Source organism: Vibrio sp. 1CM7H (assembly GCF_023161645.1).
GTDB lineage: Bacteria > Pseudomonadota > Gammaproteobacteria > Enterobacterales > Vibrionaceae > Vibrio > Vibrio diabolicus.
This window is the reverse complement of sequence record NZ_JALNTV010000001.1, coordinates 1,616,053-1,636,765: the sequence shown is the minus strand read 5'-3', so window position 1 is coordinate 1,636,765 and position 20,713 is coordinate 1,616,053. Positions and strand designations below refer to the sequence as shown.

General features: G+C 46.9%; 14 protein-coding genes. 9 read left to right on the top strand and 5 right to left on the bottom strand.

Annotated elements, in window-relative coordinates; translation table 11 throughout:
• The first annotated feature begins 209 nt into the window (after window positions 1-209).
• The 6 genes from MSG33_RS07135 (at window position 210) to fecE (ending at window position 8,277) form a co-directional block, all read left to right on the top strand.
• Window positions 210-2,246, top strand: coding sequence for a TonB-dependent siderophore receptor (locus MSG33_RS07135; protein WP_025790542.1), 2,037 nt, complete (start codon window positions 210-212; stop codon window positions 2,244-2,246).
• A gap of 120 nt (window positions 2,247-2,366) precedes the next feature.
• On the top strand, window positions 2,367-4,502 hold the full coding sequence (locus tag MSG33_RS07130; protein ID WP_248380390.1) for a TonB-dependent siderophore receptor: 2,136 nt from the start codon (window positions 2,367-2,369) through the stop codon (window positions 4,500-4,502).
• An 82-nt stretch (window positions 4,503-4,584) separates the two neighbouring features.
• The gene (locus tag MSG33_RS07125; RefSeq protein WP_248380388.1) at window positions 4,585-5,508 is read left to right on the top strand and encodes a Fe(3+) dicitrate ABC transporter substrate-binding protein FecB; all 924 of its coding nucleotides are present in this window, start codon (window positions 4,585-4,587) and stop codon (window positions 5,506-5,508) included.
• Complete coding sequence (locus tag MSG33_RS07120; RefSeq protein ID WP_248380386.1) at window positions 5,505-6,542, top strand: iron chelate uptake ABC transporter family permease subunit; 1,038 nt, start codon at window positions 5,505-5,507, stop codon at window positions 6,540-6,542. Before MSG33_RS07125 ends, MSG33_RS07120 begins: the two co-directional genes overlap by 4 nt.
• A complete protein-coding gene (locus tag MSG33_RS07115) occupies window positions 6,539-7,510 on the top strand; it encodes an iron chelate uptake ABC transporter family permease subunit (protein ID WP_062858899.1) in 972 nt (323 codons plus the stop codon). The genes MSG33_RS07120 and MSG33_RS07115 overlap by 4 nt, the downstream gene beginning before the upstream one ends.
• Window positions 7,511-7,512: 2 nt before the next feature.
• The gene (fecE, locus tag MSG33_RS07110; RefSeq protein WP_140140901.1) at window positions 7,513-8,277 is read left to right on the top strand and encodes a Fe(3+) dicitrate ABC transporter ATP-binding protein FecE; all 765 of its coding nucleotides are present in this window, start codon (window positions 7,513-7,515) and stop codon (window positions 8,275-8,277) included.
• A gap of 117 nt (window positions 8,278-8,394) precedes the next feature.
• Here the strand turns inward: fecE and MSG33_RS07105 are convergent, their stop codons facing one another.
• Window positions 8,395-10,281: a methyl-accepting chemotaxis protein gene (locus MSG33_RS07105; protein ID WP_048625453.1), complete on the bottom strand. Its 1,887-nt coding sequence runs from the start codon at window positions 10,279-10,281 to the stop codon at window positions 8,395-8,397.
• Between the two features lie 364 nt (window positions 10,282-10,645).
• Here MSG33_RS07105 and MSG33_RS07100 point away from each other — a divergent pair, with 364 nt between their 5' ends.
• Window positions 10,646-13,396 (top strand): M16 family metallopeptidase, encoded by a 2,751-nt coding sequence (locus MSG33_RS07100; protein WP_248380384.1) that lies wholly within the window; start codon window positions 10,646-10,648, stop codon window positions 13,394-13,396.
• A gap of 88 nt (window positions 13,397-13,484) precedes the next feature.
• Here MSG33_RS07100 and MSG33_RS07095 read toward each other — a convergent pair whose 3' ends face one another.
• Both MSG33_RS07095 and MSG33_RS07090 read right to left on the bottom strand, forming a co-directional pair.
• On the bottom strand, window positions 13,485-13,937 hold the full coding sequence (locus MSG33_RS07095; RefSeq protein WP_074190324.1) for a polymer-forming cytoskeletal protein: 453 nt from the start codon (window positions 13,935-13,937) through the stop codon (window positions 13,485-13,487).
• Window positions 13,841-14,794, bottom strand: coding sequence for a M23 family metallopeptidase (locus MSG33_RS07090; RefSeq protein WP_005395595.1), 954 nt, complete (start codon window positions 14,792-14,794; stop codon window positions 13,841-13,843). The genes MSG33_RS07095 and MSG33_RS07090 overlap by 97 nt, the downstream gene beginning before the upstream one ends.
• A 428-nt stretch (window positions 14,795-15,222) precedes the next feature.
• Between MSG33_RS07090 and MSG33_RS07085 the strand changes: the two genes are divergently transcribed.
• Window positions 15,223-16,977 (top strand): hypothetical protein, encoded by a 1,755-nt coding sequence (locus tag MSG33_RS07085; RefSeq protein WP_176319837.1) that lies wholly within the window; start codon window positions 15,223-15,225, stop codon window positions 16,975-16,977.
• A 90-nt stretch (window positions 16,978-17,067) separates the two neighbouring features.
• On the opposite strand, the gene MSG33_RS07080 is transcribed toward MSG33_RS07085, so the two are convergent.
• Window positions 17,068-19,314: a CehA/McbA family metallohydrolase gene (locus MSG33_RS07080; protein ID WP_248380382.1), complete on the bottom strand. Its 2,247-nt coding sequence runs from the start codon at window positions 19,312-19,314 to the stop codon at window positions 17,068-17,070.
• Window positions 19,315-19,819: 505 nt separating this feature from the next.
• Between MSG33_RS07080 and MSG33_RS07075 the strand changes: the two genes are divergently transcribed.
• Complete coding sequence (locus MSG33_RS07075) at window positions 19,820-20,029, top strand: DUF3955 domain-containing protein (RefSeq protein ID WP_199804528.1); 210 nt, start codon at window positions 19,820-19,822, stop codon at window positions 20,027-20,029.
• A 16-nt stretch (window positions 20,030-20,045) separates the two neighbouring features.
• Here the strand turns inward: MSG33_RS07075 and MSG33_RS07070 are convergent, their stop codons facing one another.
• The gene (locus tag MSG33_RS07070; protein ID WP_174856113.1) at window positions 20,046-20,690 is read right to left on the bottom strand and encodes an START domain-containing protein; all 645 of its coding nucleotides are present in this window, start codon (window positions 20,688-20,690) and stop codon (window positions 20,046-20,048) included.
• Window positions 20,691-20,713 lie beyond the last annotated feature (23 nt).

Below are 20,713 nucleotides of genomic sequence, written 5' to 3'. Positions count from 1 at the left end.
CTGTCTGCTCACAGTCGGCTTCCAATGTGCTTCTCGCGAGGCTATGGGGCAGAAGGTTTGGTCTTTATTGTTATTGTGTTTGATTTTTTGTTGTTGCTTGTGTTTTTAGGGTAAATAAATATAGAGCATAAAATTAATATTGCAAATGTAAATAATATTTGTTCTTATTTCTATCCGTTGGCTTTATAACAACTAAACGGAATTATGGAATGAATAAATTATTGACCCTGACCCCTTTGGCGGTCGCGATTGGTTCTTCACTAGTGGTACCAAGCGCAGTGGCTTCAGAAGAGACAAACTCAACCCCATCGGCAACCGAAACCATTCAAGTCTACGGACACCAGTACGAAGGTTACGCTGAACATATGCCTCAATCGGGCACCAAAACGGACGTCGAGTGGCTTGATGTGCCGCAAGCGGTCTCGGTGGTGACCAAAACGGAAATGCAAGATCGTGGCGCGGTGCGCTTAGTGGATGCGTTAGATGGGGTTGCAGGGGTCAATAACACCTTGGGCGAAGGCAGCCGCGATCAGTTCATGATCCGTGGTTTTGATTCACTCAATGATATGTACCGTGACGGTATGCGAGACGACGGTACGTTGCAGTCTTATCGCAGCTTGGCGAACGTTGAGCGCGTTGAAATTGTGAAAGGCCCGGCAGGCGCGCTGTATGGCCGTGGCTCGGCAGGTGGCATCATCAACTTGGTGACGAAGCGCGCAAACGGCGATAACTTCACCCACGTAAAAGGCAGTGTGGGCAGCAACAGCCAATATGTTGGTCAAGTCGACAGCTCAATGGCATTTTCTGACAAGGTCAACGGACGTATTAACTTGGAATACCGTCAGGCCGATTCTTACGTCGATCATGTTGATTCGAACGATTTCTTCATCGCGCCGACCATTCGCGTGTTGCCAGCGGACGGTCATACCATTGATATTGACGTTGAATACGCCCATCAAGAATTAGTGCCATATCGTGGTGTGCCATCAAAAAATGGCAAGCCAGTTGATTTGCCAGTGAGTACTTACTTTGGTGGCACGAACGATTATCAGGAGTCGGACAGTCTTCGCGTTGCAGTGGACTATGAATGGCGTTTGAACGATCAATGGGTATGGAACAACCGAGCGGCGTTCAACCATATCGAACTTGAGCAAAAAGGCACGCGTCAGGGCAAAGTGACGGGCAATGAAGTGTCTCAAACCGTGAATAACTTTGGCTACGATCCTCGTACTACAACCACTTTGCAATCTGAGCTGATTTGGGAAACCAACGACAACCAATTGATGTTGGGCGCGGATTTCAACCAAATTGATATCGACCTGACGTTGGCAAGTGACAAAACGCTTCCTCCGCAAAATATCTACAACCCAGTTGTGGGCCCAACACCCGATCCGGGCTTCAAACCATTCCGTGACAATACCACCACAACCACGGGTGTGTACGTGCAAGATGTGTACACGTGGGGCGACCTTTCTGTGATCGGTAATGTGCGTTACGACTCGATGGATCTCGAACAGCAAAAAGCGGGCGCAGGAAAGGAAAAATTGGACGATGACAAAGTCAGCTACCGCACTGGTTTGGTATACCGCATCAATTACGACACATCCGTTTACGCCAGTTTAGCGCGCTCTTGGCAGTTGCCGTACGCAGGCATCTACATCAATCCAAAGTTGGCGGAATTCTTCCATACAGACCTAAAAGAAGTGGGGGCGAAAGCGTACCTGCTGGATAACGCATTAATGTTGAATGCGGCACTGTTCCAGATCGACCAAGAGCAGCCACAAACCAACGTAGACGGCGATGTCATCGACAAAATTGAAGTACGTCACCAAGGCATTGAGCTAGAAGCTCGCGGCCAAATCACCAAACAGTGGGATATCTCTGTTGGTTACAGCTACTTGGACGCAGAAGACAAAGCCACAGGTAAAAAGCCGAATGATGTGTCAGACCACTTGTTCTCCCTTTGGAGCACTTACCAATTGGATGACAACTGGCGTTTGGGTGGCGGCGTGAAATACGTGGGCGACCGTTATGCAGGTAACGACGAAGCCGTCGCACTTGGCGATTACACCACGGTGGATTTGATGGCGGCGTACACCACTGGTCGTCACAAGATCCAAGCGAACGCTTACAACATTTTGGATGAGAAATACATTCTTGGCGCAACAAACGGCACGTCTGGCCTAAACCAGATTGGCTACGGCGCACCAGCCGAGTTCATGCTTAGCTACGGATATCAGTTCTAGGCTTTTTGTGCGTAGTTAGCGCCTGTTAGCCAATTTTTACCTCATATTGAGGATGTTTAGCCCCGAGAGCCTACGGGATGTATTCTGCCCGAGGCTCAATTTCTCGCAAAGGAGATCTTAATGTCTTACCAGAATTTGGATGGTAAAGTGCGTGTACGTGCTGGTTTGTCTACCACTTACAGTGTGCTTGCGATTGCAATCGCTTCTGCCACATCCATGAGCGCGGTTGCCGCTCCTGCTAAAAAAGAACAAACTACCGCGATGGAAACCGTCGTTGTCACTGGTAGCGTGATTGGTAAATCTGAAATTGAAGACGTCAAAGAGTACCCTGGTGCTCGTACCGTCATTACCCGTGATCAAATTGAGAAAACCGCCGCAGGTTCGATTGATAACGCGCTGCAGCGCGTGCCGGGTATTAAAGTTCAGGATGAAAGCGGAACGGGCGTATTGCCTAACATTTCTGTACGTGGTTTGAAAGCAAGCCGTAGTGGTCATGCTCAGTTTTTGATGGATGGTGTACCGCTAACACTTGCGCCATATGGTCACACTGGTCAGTCTATCTTCCCAGCAACACTGTCGATGCTTGATCGTATTGACATTGTACGCGGTGGTGCCGCAGTACAGTACGGCCCAAACAACGTCGGTGGTGTGATCAACTTAGTGACCAAACCGATTCCACACACGTGGCAAACTGAAATCAGTAACCGCCTTACCGTGTTTGATGGCGGTGATGCGCCGCTGAATGATTTTTACCTGCGCACGGGCGGCTGGTTAAGCGACACGTTTGCACTGCAGTTGGAAGGTAACTTCCTAAAAGGTGAAAGCTTCCGTGAACATTCCGATACGGACGTGAAGAACTTTCAAGCTAAAGCACAGTGGCTATTGAGTGACACTCAAGAGATTCAAGCATTCCTGCAACGTTACGATGCTGAAACGCAAATGCCGGGCGCACTTTCGCCACAAGACTACGAACAAGATCGTCACCAATCGAAACGCCCGTACGATGATTATGAAGGTAAGTCGACACGCTGGAGTGTTAAGTACATCCACGATTTGCCATTTGCCGACAGTGCCGAGCTAGAAGTGCTAACGTTTGGTCACAAATCAGAGCGTCTTTTCAAGTGGGGCTTTAACAGCGCTGGTGGCCATTGGGCGGATCCGGCTCTGCCTTCTACGAAAGTAAGTACTTCACCACGAGAGTTCCGTGTTTATGGTATCGAACCTAAGCTTGCTGTTTTTGTTGATGGAGGTGCCATTACGCAAAACTGGATTATAGGGACTCGTTACATTAATGAAGACATTCAATATAAAGTGACACAAACACCAGTGTCAGGCGGAGCCACAAATGTACCGCGAAACTGGCACCTTGATACCGATGCGTACGCAGGATATGTGAGCAACGAAGTCGGGTTGTTTAATGGTGCGTTAAAAGTCACGCCCGGACTTCGTTATGAATTTGTTGATATGTCCTATAAAGATTTGGGCAGCGGGCAAGAATCTGGAAACAAGGTGACTGAATTATTGCCTGGTGTGACGATCGCATATAACTGGAATGAACAATGGCTGAGCTATGCCAATGCGCAGAAATCTCTTCGCGTTCCTCAGCTTGTTAATGTTCGAGGGGTCGGTAAGGAAAGCAGTGAGTTGGCTTGGAACTACGAACTTGGCGTTCGGTATGTTCAAGATTCAACAAGCTTCAATGCAGCTTTGTATCGCATTGACTTTAAGGATCAGTTGCAGTGGCGGAGTGCGACAAATACGTCTGAAAATATAGGTAGAACCCTTCACCAAGGTTTAGAGCTTTCTGCTCGTTACGTGCCTGAAGCACTACCTGCACTGAGTTTAGGCGCAAGCTATAACTATCTAGACGCTACGCTTGAAGAAGAAGGTGAGAATAAAGGTAATCAACTGCCTTACACCTCTAAGCATCAGCTTGGTTGGGATGCAACCTACGCATTTTACGGCATGGACACCACGCTATCGGGCTTCTACTTCAGTGATTCGTATACCGATAACGCCAACACCAGTGCCGAAGACGCAATAGGTGAAACGGGCAAAGTGCCGTCTTACATGGTGTGGAACTTCAATTTAGGCACGGATTTATACAAAGACGACAAAGGCAAGTTGCGCATGAATGTTGCAGTAAACAACTTGTTTGACGAGGAGTATTACTTCCGTGGGATTGATACCAGCCCAGTTGGTCGATACCCAGCTCCGGGACGCTCTTACACGCTGGCTCTGAACTATCAGTTTTAAGCGTTTCGTTCACCGAGTCTGAAAAGAAAAGTCGCCAATTTACCTTGGCGACTTTGCCGATCTTAGCACTGGAAAAAGCAAGATGAAAAATAAAAAACAATTTACGATCAAACACTTTTCAACCGTTTTGCTGATGCTACTGAGCTCAGCTTTGATGTCATTTAGCGCATTTTCTCAGGCGCGCAGCGTGCAAGATGAGCAAGGCACTTTTGAGCTAGAAGCGATACCACAACGTATTGTGGTTTTAGAGTTTTCGTTTGTCGATGCATTAGCGGCAGTCGATGTCTCACCGGTAGGCGTTGCCGATGACAACGATGCCACACGAGTTATCCCTGCTGTTCGAGCCAAGATTGAACCTTGGCAATCGGTCGGCATGCGCTCACAACCGAGTTTAGAGGCGATTGCGGTGCTCAAGCCGGATTTGATCATTGCTGATGCAGAACGTCATCGTGCGATTTATCAAGATTTGCAGCGAATTGCGCCAACTTTGCTGCTAAAAAGCCGTGGTGAGACATATCAAGAAAATCTCGAATCCGCACACAAAATCGGCGTGGCAATTGGCAAGCAAGCGCAAATGACGCAACGAATCGAGCAGCACAAACAGACCATGGCGGAGTTCAAACAGTATTTTTCGACACAAGAAACCATACAGTTTGGTGTGGTTTCCGATAAAGGGATGTGGCTGCATAGCCCGGTTTCTTACGCTGGTGGCGTTTTGAGTACACTAGGCATCCAAAGCCCTCTGGCTCCGTCTGAGCACAATGCGTATATCCCAACCAGCTTCGAACTTTTACTAAAAACCAACCCTGATTGGTTACTAGTTGGACTTTACTCTCAACCAAATATCGTGGATGAATGGCGCAAAAATCCATTATTTAAGTTGCTAACTGCGGCGAAAAAGCAGCAACTGGTCGAAGTCTCTCCGGAACTGTGGTCATTAAATCGTGGCATGTTGGCGGCGGAAGAAATTGCCCGCAACCTTGAAGCGTTATTGGGGCGCTCATGAGTGCTTCGATAAGCTCAGAAAGCCCGACTTCGGTTAGCAAACTGCATTGGAAAGCGAGCTTGTTTGTCTGTGCTATGGCGTTGTGTACGCTGTCAGGCTATACCGCCTCAATGATTGGCTGGTCTAACTTTTCCTTGAGTGTTAATGACCTGACAAGCTATTGGTTTGCATTTGATGAGGGCAATATGCTGCATCAAATCCTCGCGACGTTGCGCGCTCCTCGCGCCTATGCGGGGTTATTGATTGGTGCTTCGCTTGCGGTATCCGGTGTGCTGATGCAAGGGTTAACTCGCAACCCTTTGGCGTCGCCATCCATTCTCGGCATTAATGCTGGTGCGGCGTGTTTTATGGCCTTGGCTTCCATCGGCGTACCATTCTTTAGTCAATTGAACCCCATCATCAACGCAGTATTCGGTGCGCTACTAAGTGGTGGTGTGGTCATGTTGTTGGGCGGTTTTTTCTCTGCGCGTTCTCACCCGTTGCGTTTGGTGTTGGCGGGCATTGCCATCAGTGCGCTACTGATAGGGTTAACTCGTGCGTCGGTAATTTTGGCAGATGACATGGCTTACAGCGTGTTGCATTGGTTAACGGGTTCACTCTCTGCGGTAGATTCTCAGCAGTGGCAGCAACTGTGGCCTTTTGCGACTTTAGGTTTGGTGCTCGCCATGGGATTAGCGCGAAACTTAAATTTACTCGCGTTGGGGGACGAAGTTGCTGTTGGGTTGGGTGGTAACCTTCGTCTTACGCGATTAATCAGTGGTTTAGCGGTTGTGCTGTTGGCGGGTACTAGCGTGGCGATTGCTGGGCCAATTGGCTTTGTCGGATTGTTAGTGCCGCACTTGGTACGCCCGATTGTTGGTCACAACTATCACATTCTTATTCCGGTTTCCGCTTTGTGTGGCGCGGCATTGGTGACGTGGTCAGATGCTTTGTCACGCGCGATTGCCTTTCCGGCCGAAACGCCGGTGGGCGTGATTACCGCACTGTTGGGCACTCCTTGCTTTATCGCGATTGCAATGAGGAAATCATCATGATGAATCAAACCAAATTGATGGCACTGCTTGGGCTTTTGCTGATTGCATCGTCTCTCACGCTGTTTGTTGGCGCGGCGAATCTGTCGGCTCAACAGGTTTTTGCATTGCTGTTTTCTTTCTCTGATTCGGACTTTGTAATTCACCAATATCGACTGCCGAGAATGTTGCTCGCTATTGGCGTGGGCGCTGGATTAGGGCTATCAGGCGTTTTAGTGCAAGGCGTCATCCGTAATCCACTTGCCTCCCCAGATTTAATGGGGATAAGCGCAGGGGCAGGGCTGGCGGCTACCGCTTGCTTGGTGTTGTATCCGAATGCGCCGGTGGCAATGTTGCCGATGGTCGCTATGGCGGGAGGCTTGCTTGCCGCAGGCTTTATTGCAGTGTTGGCTTATTGGTCGAAGCCAACGCCTGCGCGCTTGGCGCTGATTGGCGTTGCTGTCAGCGCGTTTTTAGCCAGCGGTATCGACTTTCTTCTGATTGTGCACCCTATCGAAATCAATACGGCGATGGTCTGGCTAACGGGTAGTTTGTGGGGACGAAACTGGCAACAAGTGCCGTTTATTTGGAGTGCTCTATTGCTGCTACTGCCATTGGCGTTTTGGCTGGCATGGCGGTTAGATGTGATGGGACTGGGAGAAGAAAGCGCCACTACACTTGGCACGAAACCAAAACAGATCCAAATTCTTGCGTTGATTGCTGCCGTGCTATTGGCGAGCATCAGCGTGTCTGTGGCAGGCACGATCAGCTTTGTTGGCCTGCTTGCGCCGCATCTTGCGCGTTTGCTGTTTGGTCACAATCACAAGTTGTTGATTCCTGCTTCTGCAACCCTTGGCGCGCTGTTGGTGATTTGCGCCGATGGTCTAGCGAGAGGCTTACAGCCACCAATTGAGCTGCCAGCGGGTGTGCTGACTTCTGTTATTGGCGCACCATATTTCATTTTTCTTTTGTATCGTTATCGAGGTTGGTAAGCATGTTACGAACGCAGAATTTATCCGTCGCGTACGGCAAACAGACCATCATTCCGGATCTCTCTTTGTCGATTCCTCAAGGTAAAATTACCGCGCTTGTTGGCCCAAATGGTTGCGGTAAGTCGACACTATTAAAAACCTTGGTACGCATCAATAAACCAGCTTCTGGCCAAGTGTTGTATGGCGACAAACCACTAAGCAGCTACGGTGATAAATGCTTGGCACGCTCGTTGTCTTTGCTGCCGCAGATTCTTGTCAGTCCTGAAGGTATTACAGTCAGAAAACTGGTCGAATATGGCCGCTCGCCTTATCTCTCTCACTGGGGGCGGTTAAGTCAGCAAGACAAAGCCTTAGTCGAGCAAGCAATGCAAGATACTGGCGTGATTGAGTTTGCTGACAAGCCAGTTGAATCGCTGTCTGGCGGTCAAAGGCAAAGGGCGTGGATTGCGATGGTAATGGCGCAAGATACCGACGTAGTGATGCTTGATGAGCCAACCACTTACTTGGATCTCTCTCACCAAGTTGAGCTGATGAAACTCATGAGGCAAATGAACGACAAAGGCAAAACAGTGGTCGTAGTGCTGCACGATCTAAACCAAGCGTGCCGTTACTGCGATCATTTGGTGGTGTTGGAAAAAGGTCAGTTAGTCACGCAGGGAACACCGCAAGAGGTACTGACAGAAGGTATGTTGGCATCGGTGTTTGATTTACAAGCGAGAGTATTTAACGACCCAATCTCAGGCACGCCGATGTGTGTGGCGGTGTAGGTTTACGTCTTTCGAAAGCTATCTTCAATAAAAACGTCGATCCATAAAAACAAACCCCGCTAGTAACAAAGTTGCTAGCGGGGTTTGTTGTTTTTAAGAGTGTCCTTAATGTGGCGTTTAAGCCAGTTTAAACGTTGCCACTTTCGAATTGAGATCCTCAGCTTGCGATTTCAGCTCAGCAGATTGATTCATCGATTCTTCGGCACCAACCACCAAGTGATCAGTTACATCTTTAATTGACGTGACGTTTTGTGTGATTTCATTGGTTACGTGCGTTTGCTCTTCGGCGGCGGTCGCAATTTGTGTTGCCATATCGCTGATCAGCGCAACGGCCGCGTTGATTTCATCCAGAGCCAGTGCTGCGCGATCAGCATCTTCCACCGAACCTTGCGCGAGCTGAGAGCTTGTATCCATGATGGTCACTGCGCGTTGTGTGGTTTGCTGCAAAGTCTCGATCGTCGAGCGAATCTCTTCGGTTGAGGTGTGTGTGCGTTGTGATAGCACGCGAACCTCGTCTGCAACAACGGCAAAACCGCGACCTTGTTCACCTGCACGTGCCGCTTCAATCGCCGCATTCAGAGCCAGTAAGTTGGTTTGCTCTGCGATGTCTCGAATCGTTGATAGCACGGTTGAGATGTCTTGCGCGTGCTGGTTGAGCTCACCGATGACAACGCTCGCTTGGTTGACTTCAGAAGACAAATTATTGATGGACGATTTGGAGTTGATCACCAACTCATGACCGTTTTGTGTGCTTGCTGAAGAGTCTTGAGCGGCTTTAGCCGTCTGCTCTGCATGTGCTGCAATCTCTTGCGTTGCCGATGCCATTTCAGTCACAGCGGTCGCCACCATAGTGATTTCTTGTTGCTGATGGTTCAGATCGGAAACCGATTGATTCGCGCGATTCGTGCTCAGCTCCGATTGTTGGCTCAGTTCTTCCGCTTGGTGACGAATGTGACCAATAAGTTGCTGCAAACTTTCAACGAACTGGTTGAAGTTTTCAGCCAGCTCACCAACTTCGTCACGGTTTTCTACTTTGATGCGTTGAGTTAGGTCGCCGCTGCCGTTTGCGATTTGTGCGAGCGCATTCGAAACGTTGTAGAGCGGACGGAACAAGATGTTACATAGCAGATTAAACAAAGCTACACAGATAACGACGACGATGGTGGTTGCGATGATCTGATCCCAAACAGCATCGTAGAGTGGGGCAACCAACGAGTTTTGATCTAACACCGTCACTGTTGTGAGTTTGGTGCCCTCAATATGGCGCGCGTAAACCACATATTCGGTGTTGTTAATCGAGACACGACGCTCTGTGCCGGAACGTGCGGCAGAGGTAATATCGCTGTTGTTTAGGCCTAGCTTGCTAACAGGTTGGTTCAGCAGCTTACCGTCGTTATGGGTGAAAATATTGCCTTGTTCATTGGCAATAAACATATAGCCTTCACCCGGTAGGATCACTTGGTTGAGGCTGTTCAGAATATCACCGATCTCGACGTCAGCACCCAGAACGACGGTTTGACCATGTAGTTGCAGTGCTTTACCAAGCGACACGACGTTGGCCCCCGTGGCCGCTGCGACGGTTGGGTTATCCATAAAGACTTTCGATGGATTGGCAATGGCGTTGGTGTACCAACCCCATTTGCGAGGGTCGTTATTACCTGGTGGCAAAACCACCCCATTAGCGTTGTCTTGTGAGCCGTCTGGGTAAGCGAGAAAGACGTTATCAAACGCGCCAGAGTCTCGGACTTGTTTCAAGTGCGTAACCAGAGAACGCTTCTCTGAATCGGAAGAGAGTGACGTCAGTGCACGCTCTTTTGAGAGTAACCAGTCCTTTACGTATTGATTGTAAGATGCGCTAGTGCTTTCTAATCGTTGCGCGACTTCGACATCCAGTCTGTTTAATGAATCTCGAAAAGACAGCCCTTCTACCAGCACTCCCCCGAGAATGATGGCAGCACTGGCAGAGATCGCCAGTTTGTTTTTTAATGATAGATTTTTGAACATAAAGCGAATAATAGATCTTTGAATAATAGTTGTTGTGTTTTTATTCTCATCAGGACTCACCGAGCCGTTGAATATGCAGCAGAAAGTCAGATTCGAATCTGTTCAATAATTATATTTTATTGCTCAAAATAAATACTGACTCCATGTCGCGATTTTGAGTTTTACATCAAATAAGAAAAAGGCTTTTAAGCTGTGTTATTTATCTATTTGTAAAGTAAGGATTTGTCTATTTTTGTAAATGATAATTAATTTCATTAAAAGGTGATTTGCGTCACGTTTGAGTGGTAAATAATCCATTAAAAATGTGAAGGTCATCGAACGAGGATTATATTGATCGGCTTAATCATTGTTATGGGCAATAGTTATGCGCAGTATATTGTTAGTCCCCGCGTTATTACTGTCAGGGTGTGCTCTGACACAACAATCGACGCCGATTCAGCCTGACGCCAATTGGCATGTCGACCAGTTATCGAACGGTATGAAATACCATCTTTACCCAACAAAAGACCAAGAAGTATCGGTCCGTTTGGTTCTGAATGTCGGCTCATTCCAAGAAGAAACCAATCAAAAAGGTTACGCTCACTTTGTTGAGCATATGGCGTTTAATGGCAGCACGCATTTTACCGGCAACGACGTTGTTAAACTTTTCGAGCAATCTGGTGGTAGCTTTGGTGCCGATATCAACGCCTTTACCACTTATCAGCAAACTTCTTACCAACTTGATCTTGCCAATAATACAAAGCTGGAAGATGCCCTGAAGTGGATGAGAGATATCGGAAACGGACTTCAGTTTGCTCCTGAACAAGTAGAGAAAGAAAAAGGGGTGATCCTTGGTGAATGGCGACGTGCTAACCCGGATGATAAGTCCTTTTCCATGCATGCTTATCAAGCGTCGATTGAAGGCACTATGTATGGTGAACACGACCCAATTGGTACTCGCGAAGCGATTCAAAATGCCTCATCAAGCAAGCTAAAAGCGTTTTACGACAAGTGGTACCAACCACAAAATGCCGAGTTGGTTGTGACCGGTAATATCGACGTGGATTCACTGTCCAATATTATCGAAAACAAATTCTCGAACTGGGAAAGCACCTCGGATACCGTAATAGAGAAGCGCCGCGATATTCGAGTGAACAACCAAAACCGAATCTTGCCAAGTAACACGATGGAATCACCAAGCCTTCATTTAGTGATTGAGCGTGGTCTAAGTGGCAGCACTACGATTGAACAACAGCATCAAGTGTGGCGTGATGAAGTCGCAACACAGCTAATTCAACAACGTCTGATTCGTGTACTTAATGATGCCGCTGAACCTTTTCAGTATGCTTATGCCCAGCCTTACTACTCCAACTACCAGCGCATGATGTCGGCAGGTATTTCGTTTTCGCCTGAGCGTCGTGAACAAATGCATCAAACTTTCATCAGCACGTTGGCGTCACTGAGAGATTATGGTGCGACCCAATCTGAGTTAGAGAGCATCATGTCAAATTGGCAAGGTGAGCTCGCAAATATTGATTCAGACTGGGACCAACGTAAGCCAAACAGTTATGCAGAAGCGCGCGTTTTTCAAATTGACCAAGGCAGTGTGAGTCAATCAAAAGAGAGTTACGCCCAGAGTTTGTCTGAATTCATCAACAACGAGAATCTAGAGAGCATTAACACGCAATTGAATGCCTTGTTGTCTGAGCAACCGATCTTTGTGATTGGGTTAGGGAAAAGTGAAACGTCAGCTCAGTTCAATGATGTATTTACCGATCTATACAGTGCCTACCTCCAAACGGGCGAAAAACCGTTAGAGATGTATGACAAAGTGGATGGATTCTTACAGCCTACTCAAGAAGGTACCATCACTAGCATGCGTCAGGAAGCGGGAGGCTTTCAAGTTTATACGCTATCAAACGGTGTCGAAGTGTGGTTCCAAAAAGATGCCAAAGCGGGTGGCCGAGCTTATATTTACTATGCTAGCCAAGGCGGTAAAGCCGCCGTTGATCCAGCGTTATATGCTGCGTATGAAATCGCTGCAACGACGGCGATACGCAGTGGGTTAGGGGCATTTTCTGGTTCAGAGTTAGACAGTTACTTACGCAAAAATAACATTGCGCTTAGCGCGATTCTTGATGCGACCAGTCACGGTTCACAAATTACCGCGCCAACAACGCATTTAACTTACGCGTTGAATGGACTATACAATCTAGCGACGGAGATTAAAGTCGACGAGCGCCAGATGGCGGCAGCGAAGCAAGAGTTTAAGCAGCAGAGCGGTGCTTTTTTTGAATCACCGATGGGAAAACTGATTCAAAAAGCAAACGGCAATTCTTATTTGCCAGGTAGTCGTCATCGTATAGTGTCCAGTGATGATGTTGAACAAGTGACTTCCGAGCAGATACTGGCGGTGCATGAGCAACTTTTCAAAACTAATGATGGTTTTAAGATGGTCATTGTGGCCAATGTCGAGCCGGAAGAAATTACGCCACTCTTGCGTAAGTATGTGGCCTCCATCGAGATGAAACCGAGTCGTTCGATTGATTACCATGTTGCGTTCAACACCGACGTGCCGGCGCGAACAGTCGTTGCGGATGGTCATGAACCTTCATCCTTGTATGTAATGCGTTTGACTAACACGAACGATTACCAACGTACGGCAAGGGATACGGTTATCGAAGATATTTTGCAACGTATCAGTAATGCGCGTGTCTTGGATATTGTTCGAGAAGAGTCTAGTCTCGATTACAGCCCAAATATTTACACCGTGACGCAAGATCGCGAACCAATCTCTGATTGGCTCTTGGAATCTCAATTTGAGCCCGAAGACGTGGCAGTTTTAGATAGCAAGTTAGGCAAAATGTTTGATGACTTAGCTTCGAACATCACGCAAAAAGAAGTGGATACGGCAGCGAAGCAATTGGCGGTAGCGATGCAAGGATTAGATGATAACCCTGCTCAGCGCGCATGGTCGTATACACGCTACTTGGTGCATGATTACGGCGTCGATGTGTTACTTGACGTTGAAAAAGCGGCTAAGAGTGTGGCATTAGAAGAAGTGAAAGCGCATGCGAGAGCGGCTTTTGGTCCACAAGCAAAGCGCTCGGTGATGATTTTAAACCCGGCCGAATAATCACTGTAGCTTCTGACGACGCTCGTGTCTCTAGTAATAAAAAAGACGGCGTGAAAGCCGTCTTTTTTATGCACTTTAACCAAAGAGTTTACGCTGATTTACGCGCAGGCCGCTTTTCATTGTTGGTATTGTTTTCTTTCGTGCTGGCGTTCTCTTGAGTCTTCCCTTTCAGTGTCACCACTTCTTTTTCAGGTAATTCGGCCGCCTCACCAAAGAATTTACCACCAGGTTCGATGCTGAGGTTATTACTCCAGATCCTCCCACTTACACGTCCCTTGGCAAGTACTTGAATGTGTTCTGCGTGACAGTTACCATCCATCATGCCATTGATGATCAGTTGCTTAGCGTAGATCTCACCGTTTACTCGGCCGCTTTCTGCAACGACGAGAGTGCCTTCTACATTAATTTGACCATCGACGATGCCATCAATCTGGACATCGTTTTCTACTTTGAGTTCTCCGCTAACAGCACAGCCTTTGGCGATGAGAGTTGAAGCTGCTGAGCTACTCGTTGTTCCACGGTTTTGATTAAAGATTCCCATCGTATTCTTCGCTCCTTAGTAAAAATGTCTTCGAAATCATTGAGGCTCCAATCGACAAATGGCTTCGGATTCAGTGCTCGCCCAACAAAACGCACCTCGTAGTGAAGGTGAGGGCCAGAAGAGAGCCCACTGTTGCCGGAAATTGCAATCAGTTGTCCTTTTTTGACGAACTGACCACTTTTTACTTTGAACTTTTTCAAGTGCGAATAAGAACTCGAAAAACCGAAAGAATGTTGCAGCCTGAGGAAGTTACCAGAGCCTTTATTGCTGCGGCGGGTGACTTCCACAACCCCATCTGCTGGGGCATAAACCTTAGTACCGGTATTCACGGCAAAATCGAGCCCGCGATGCATCTTAGCGACTTTTGTCACCGGATGAATGCGCTTACCGAAGCGAGAAGAGAGCCGCGCTTTACCGACCGGAGACCCGCTTGGTATTTGGTTTAACAACACCATGCGAACGTTCGACGTAATCGCCGCCGCATCAAGTCGGGCATCCAAATTATCCGTGGTAGTATGTTCTCCAACTCCAAGGACTTTCTCTAACTCTCCCAAACGCTCCGAAACAAGTTGTACTCGCTCTTCTCGCTCTGAGAGATCGCTTTCCAGCTCGGATTTTAATGCTTTCAGTGTGCTGAGCTCTTCACCCATAGTGCGCGAATGTTCTGTCAATTCAGCTTGTTTTAACGCGGCATTATCGACGCGAGTGTACAAGTGATGAATTAAGATCGCGGTTGCGGCCAGAGCAATGACAAAAAAGCATAAAAACGTTTTTAGATTGCGTTGCATCCTTTTACTGAAGTACCAATGTCTGGAGCCATTGATGGTTGATATAGAGATCGTCAACTGGTCTTTCATCGTCTTCTACTGCTCGTATCTGGTATACGTCTCGTCACTGAGTTAACGGGAATGTAAGGAAAACGAACGGGGACCGCTAGAGGCAAATTGGAAAGAAGTGTCAGGCCGTGAGGCGTTTTCAGATATTAGATAAAAGACTCAATAAAGATTTAATATCCTAGCGCTTTTGGTCGTAGTTACTCCAAATCGCTTTATTGAACTGAAGATTTTGATTTGTAAGGTGGTTATCCGAGAAATTAGATTGTGAATATTGCCAATAGCATCCTCACGCAATTCAACTTACTTCACGGTTTACCTTATAAATGTTGGATAATTTATCAAACCGACATTCATTATATCGATAACTTGTTTATGATAGCGGTCGATATAAAAGTGCTATTCAAAGGCTTTAAACCTAAGCGTAATATTTCGCTTAGGAACACATAACTATGACAACGGAGTTGGTCGTGAAAAAACTACTATTGGCTACAGCAGTGGTCGCAGCTGCAGGGGGCGCTGGCTACCTGTACCAAAACAATACTACCCCGAGTGATTCAGTATCACTACTTTCGCAAGTTCCTGCGGATTCGCTCATGGTGACGTATCAGACGGAACCTTTTAATCATTATAAATACATGAATGCATTTGGCACGGCTAACCAAGGCTCGATTGCTGAACTTTTTGCCGATGAACCACTTTCTCCACAGCAACAGTTTGCCGTTAACTTGTTTGATGGATATCTGGAGAGCGCAGCATCGCCAGAAACGTTAAAAGCCTACTTAGGTACCGGAGAAAATATTAACCCTGTGTTGTACACAATCGGTATGGTACCAGTGTACAAATTGAAGATTGAAGACCCTGCCGCGTTATGGAAAACATTGGATCACGAAGAGCAGATGAGCGGTGCTAAGCACGAGCTGGTTAAACTTGGTGAAGTGGAGTTTCGTCGTTACGAGATGACAGATTCAGTTGACCCGCAAGATGGCATTGGCTTGGTTGTTGCCGTGGTTGACAACGTACTTACGTTAACGGTTGATATTCCGCAACTGGGTGTTCAAAACCCGCTTAAAATGGCATTGGGACTTGAGTCACCAAGTCAAAACATTGCGGAGAGTGGACGCCTAGCGGCGTTGCAGGCTAAATACGGCGAAAACAATAACTCTTTCGGTTACTTTGATCACCGTGAATTGGTTAAAGGTTTGACGACGAAAGATGGCAATATCTTTGCGCGTCAAGTCAGCATGCTGGATGCCATTGATCCTGAGCCGACTATTCAGGAGATGCGTTCACCAGCCTGTCATACTGAACTTACTCAAGTTGCAGAAAACTGGCCTCAATCCGTCGCATTTGCGGAATACAAGTTGAAAGGCGAGCAGGCATTCATTAAAGGTGCTTTTGTTGTTGAATCGAAAAATAAAGTGATTCTAGATGCGCTTAAGTCGATTCGTGGCGTTTTGGCAGAATCGAACAATGATAAGAGCTTCTTTAGCATGGCGCTTGGTTTAGACATTAATACGCTAGCGCCATCGATTGGTCAGATTTGGAGCGACTTGACTCAGCCTCAGTACCAATGTTCTTTATTGACTCAAATGCAGCAAGAGATGGGTGGCCAAAACCCAGCCGCAGCTGTGAGCATGGGCTCCGGCATGGTTAACGGCCTGAAAGGATTAAGCCTGCAAATGTTTGATATCCACGTTGACACTAATGCTCAGCACGGTGAAGTATTTAGCCAGCTAGATGGTATGTTGTCTCTATCTGCCAATGATCCAATGATGCTGATTCAAACCGCGCAAATGTTTGTCCCTGAACTTGCTCAATTACAAATTCAGCCGGATAACCAGCCAGTTAATGTCAGTGACCTGCTAGAAATGCACACAGGCTTGAAGATGGATGTGTTTGCTCGCTTAAACGAAAACCATTTTACGCTCTACAGTGGTGAGAATGCCGAAGACGCGAGCAAAGAAGTGATGGCACAACCACTTTCTCCAAATGGCTTGTTCAGTTTTGACTTCGATTCAGAACGCATTTTGGAAGTGTTGGAAAGTGCGTCAGCCGTGACTGGTGAGCCGTTACCTGATGATGTTATGAAAAGCTTACAAGGCGAGCTTGTTGGTGGTATGACGATGGATGTAACAGATCAAGGTATTGGTTTTGAGTTTGATTACCGTGGTGCGACCAAACCCGTGACGGTTGCACAGCAGTAAAACATCGAGTAGAAAAAGGCGGCGCAGTGCCGCCTTTATTTCATCGTCGAACTCAGGTTTGTTTACCATCGAGTCGGACATTCATCAAGACTATGACTGCAACCAAACAGGGTTACTCCAGGCCGTGCTGCCGTCTTTATCTTCGACTTCTAAACTTATCCATCCCTCTGCGTCGCTAGGTATAGGTAGAGACAGCTCTATGCGTTGAGTATCAACTTTCGGGTTAATCGTCAGGGTATTCAGCACTTTGCCGCCTTTACCGATCAATCGAATTTCTTTTAGACCATCGGCTGCAACGACGTGGATATCCCACGTATCGCCAGCTGTTGCTGTTTCACCAAACATAATGTTTTGCGGATAAAGAATAGGGCCTTGTGTTGCGTAGCCATGGCCGGCTTTAAGTGCTTGCGCAAACTTCGACGGCGTTAGCTCTCCATCGACTCTTGCCATCATTCGAATCTGCCCCGTGAGTTGGTTCCACGCATCGTGGGTGTCGGTTCCCGCCGTAAAGTACATTGCTTCACCTTGATCCCAGAGTTTATGCGCTTTCTTCAACGTTGGTTCATTGTCTACGCGCGCATTAAGCTCCATAAGGTCGAAGCGATCCGTTTTACCACCAGGGACTGCATTTTTAGCGATGTTCGTAAAGTAGCCATAATCGTTGTATGGATGGTTCATCGGTACGACTTCAGCCCCCATCTCATGTACGGCGTCAAGTAACGTGTGAACGTCAGCAGTGCCAGGATCGACCTTTAGCTCGGCGCCATTATCGATAGGAAATGGATTCATATGTCCCCATGATGGCGAAACTTCGATCGACGGGATGAAAGGCACGCCACGTTTCGCAGATAGTTCTGCAAACTTCTGGTGGTTAATGGTTGAGTCATGATCGCTAATGAAAGTCAGGTCAAGATCCGTTGCCAACTGAGCGCGCACAACAATTTCTGGCGGAGTAACGCCTTCCAACACGTTGCCATGATGGTGTAAATCTGCGCCATACCAATGCTGACGGTTAGGAAACGTCACTTGAGGCACTTCTACTCGTTGCTTCGTCGTTTTACCGGATGTTAGGGTTACGTCTAATGTTTGGGTTTTAGCTGTAAAGCCTCCACCAGAGTTGATACCTAATTTGTATTGACCGGGTGCCAGTTTTAGCTCCGCATGACCTGCAGGCAGCAGATCGGTAAAGAAGGTGCGTTTACCCAAAAATTCAACCGGTGGCGCTTGACCTTCAAGGATGGTGATTCTCGCATCTTTGGCCAGACCTGATGTTGCCTCTTCAACTTGAAGTGAGAGAGTTGCTGGGCGTTTTAGAGACGTAAAATCGAGTGTTTGCTCGCTATTTCTCGCCACTTGAATCGATTGCAGCTCGCTGTTTGCGTGACCAGTCGCTGTGCCGTAGATTTGGTACTCACCCTCAGGCAGCGCCATGCTGTACTGGCCATCTTTGGCCAATGTCCAGGCATAGGGTTGTCCTTCTTTTTCGATCATCACGATAGCATCTTCAGGAACATGACCATTATCTGCGCGTAATTGGCCGTTGATGGTGCCTGTCGCTTGTCCTAGTCGGTCAGCTTCTGCCTTGACAATGGGGGCCATGTCTCCATTTGGAACCACTTGTAATCGGGATTGGAAAGTGCGGCTTTCACCTGCTTTCAAGGTATGCCCTAGGTACATGTCACGACCATTGTATTTGACGCGATCAAAATAAGGAGCATGAAGTGCAAAGGCCCAGTCTCGATCATAAGCGACCATGCGATCGGCGAGGGCATTGTCGGCCATGGATTCTTCTTTCCCTTCCAACCCCGGCACGGCAAATTGGTAGCCAGTGTCTGGCCAAATGGTGTGCCCTGATTCTAACGCGAGATCTTTTTTACCTTGGTTGGTCATGACCGTTTTAAGCGCAATTGAGTCAGATCCAGAAGCGAGCGTATACCACGTTGTGATATCAACGTTATCGAAGTTGCGGCTCACTTTGATGACCGCCTTATTGTCGCTGTCTTCGATAATTTCAATGGACTTGCGATCATTCGGCCATGCGGACCAGCTGTTAGGAATGAAGTCAGCAAAGGCAACACGGTCAAGATCTACTTTACCATCCTTTACTGCTGCCAAATCGACCAATGTTCCTCGCGGTACGCCCCATGGTGGTGCGGATTCAACAGCGAGAGCGAAGGCGACATGTTCGTTTTGAACGGTAATGTCTTGAGCGTGTGTAGCTTCGCCATCGGGGATCGTGGTCTTTCCCTGTGTGATACTCACTCCCGCATGCGCTGAAGTTCCAAGCAAAAGGCCAGAGATTAAAGTTGCCACTGCACTTTTTGAAAAATTATGCATGAAGACACTTCCTTTTTTTCATGATTTATTATGTGAGTTGTCGATGGCATTGTGCGTTAACTTGATTAGACGTTCAATTAAAAAAGCGAAAGAAATGAAGAGGTCAACTCGTTTCTATTATTGTTTTACAATTGATTTATGAATCTTAAGTTTTGATTTTAAAGGTCTTTTGTTGTTTGATTTGTTTTTGTATAGAGCAATAAAAATATTTAGAACACTAATTATTTTGGGAGAGATGTGAACGATTTTTGGCAGCATTGAGCAAACAAAATGATAACAATTACACTGTATATGTGAGAAAAAAGGTCAAGATAGTTCTGAGAACGCATATAATATTTTGAGTTAAATTTGACTTTTTATTCTTTATGTTTGGGTTTTTATCTTGTCTCTGACTAAAAGACCTCTAATAAAGATTGGAGCAAACATAGAGACAATATGTTTTTTGAGTGAACTATATGCGGTGGCAATATGTCGAAGACATATCAATTGATTGCTTGAGGTTTAGATGGGGTTTATTCGTAAATATAAACTGAGCGTAGTTTTATTTTTGAGCGGTGTGGCATGTTTAATTGCGTACCACGCTCAGGGCTCTTACGTAGATGAAAATGGCTTATTAGTAGAGTCATTTGGGTTTATCCCTTTATTTTGGCTCTTTTTAGGGTTAGCCTTCGCCTCTTTTGTGGGCACTTTTTTCAAACACCGTAAACGTAATTAAAGAGCAAACGTGAAGTTTACTCCTTTATCTGAGGATGGGAGTATTGCTGATATTTTGGTAACTCTTTCCTTAGATTACTAAATGTTGCTCGTGCACTTTGTTTTGATAGTTTGTTGATTAGCCAGATTGGCAAAAGGCCTCCGGGGTCAGCAAACGCTTTGTAGTCAATGAGTGTCGTGCCATTAGTGAGCTTTTGTAATTCCCAAGTTGCATCAACCGAACGAATGCGAACATAGCCCTTTTGTTCAGCAAGATATGAGTCTGGTGCGCTTTTGATTTTTATCGTGAACCCGAGTTCATCGACCCAATATTTAGAGTAGGTGAGCATATCACGATTTTTTGCAGGCCATGGCGCCGTAAATTGGGTATAAACGATGTTTTCGGTGGCTGATATTTGATTTAAAACTCTGCTATGACTGGCATTGTCAATCCAGTTCGGGATATTGTCACTATCTTCCAATAGCGTTAAAAATGCGCCATAGCTGGTGGGTGTGAACATCCGAGCACGAATCTCAACTAAACCGTCGGTATGCTCTCGAGAGTAGATAGTGATTCCGTTATCGTCACTATCAAATTGCCAGTACTCGTTGGCTTTCGCGGCGGTGCCAGCGGATATAAAAGTGGCGAGTAGTAGCGCGCCAATTCGTAAATGCAACATCATGTTAGTACCCGCCAACTTATCCT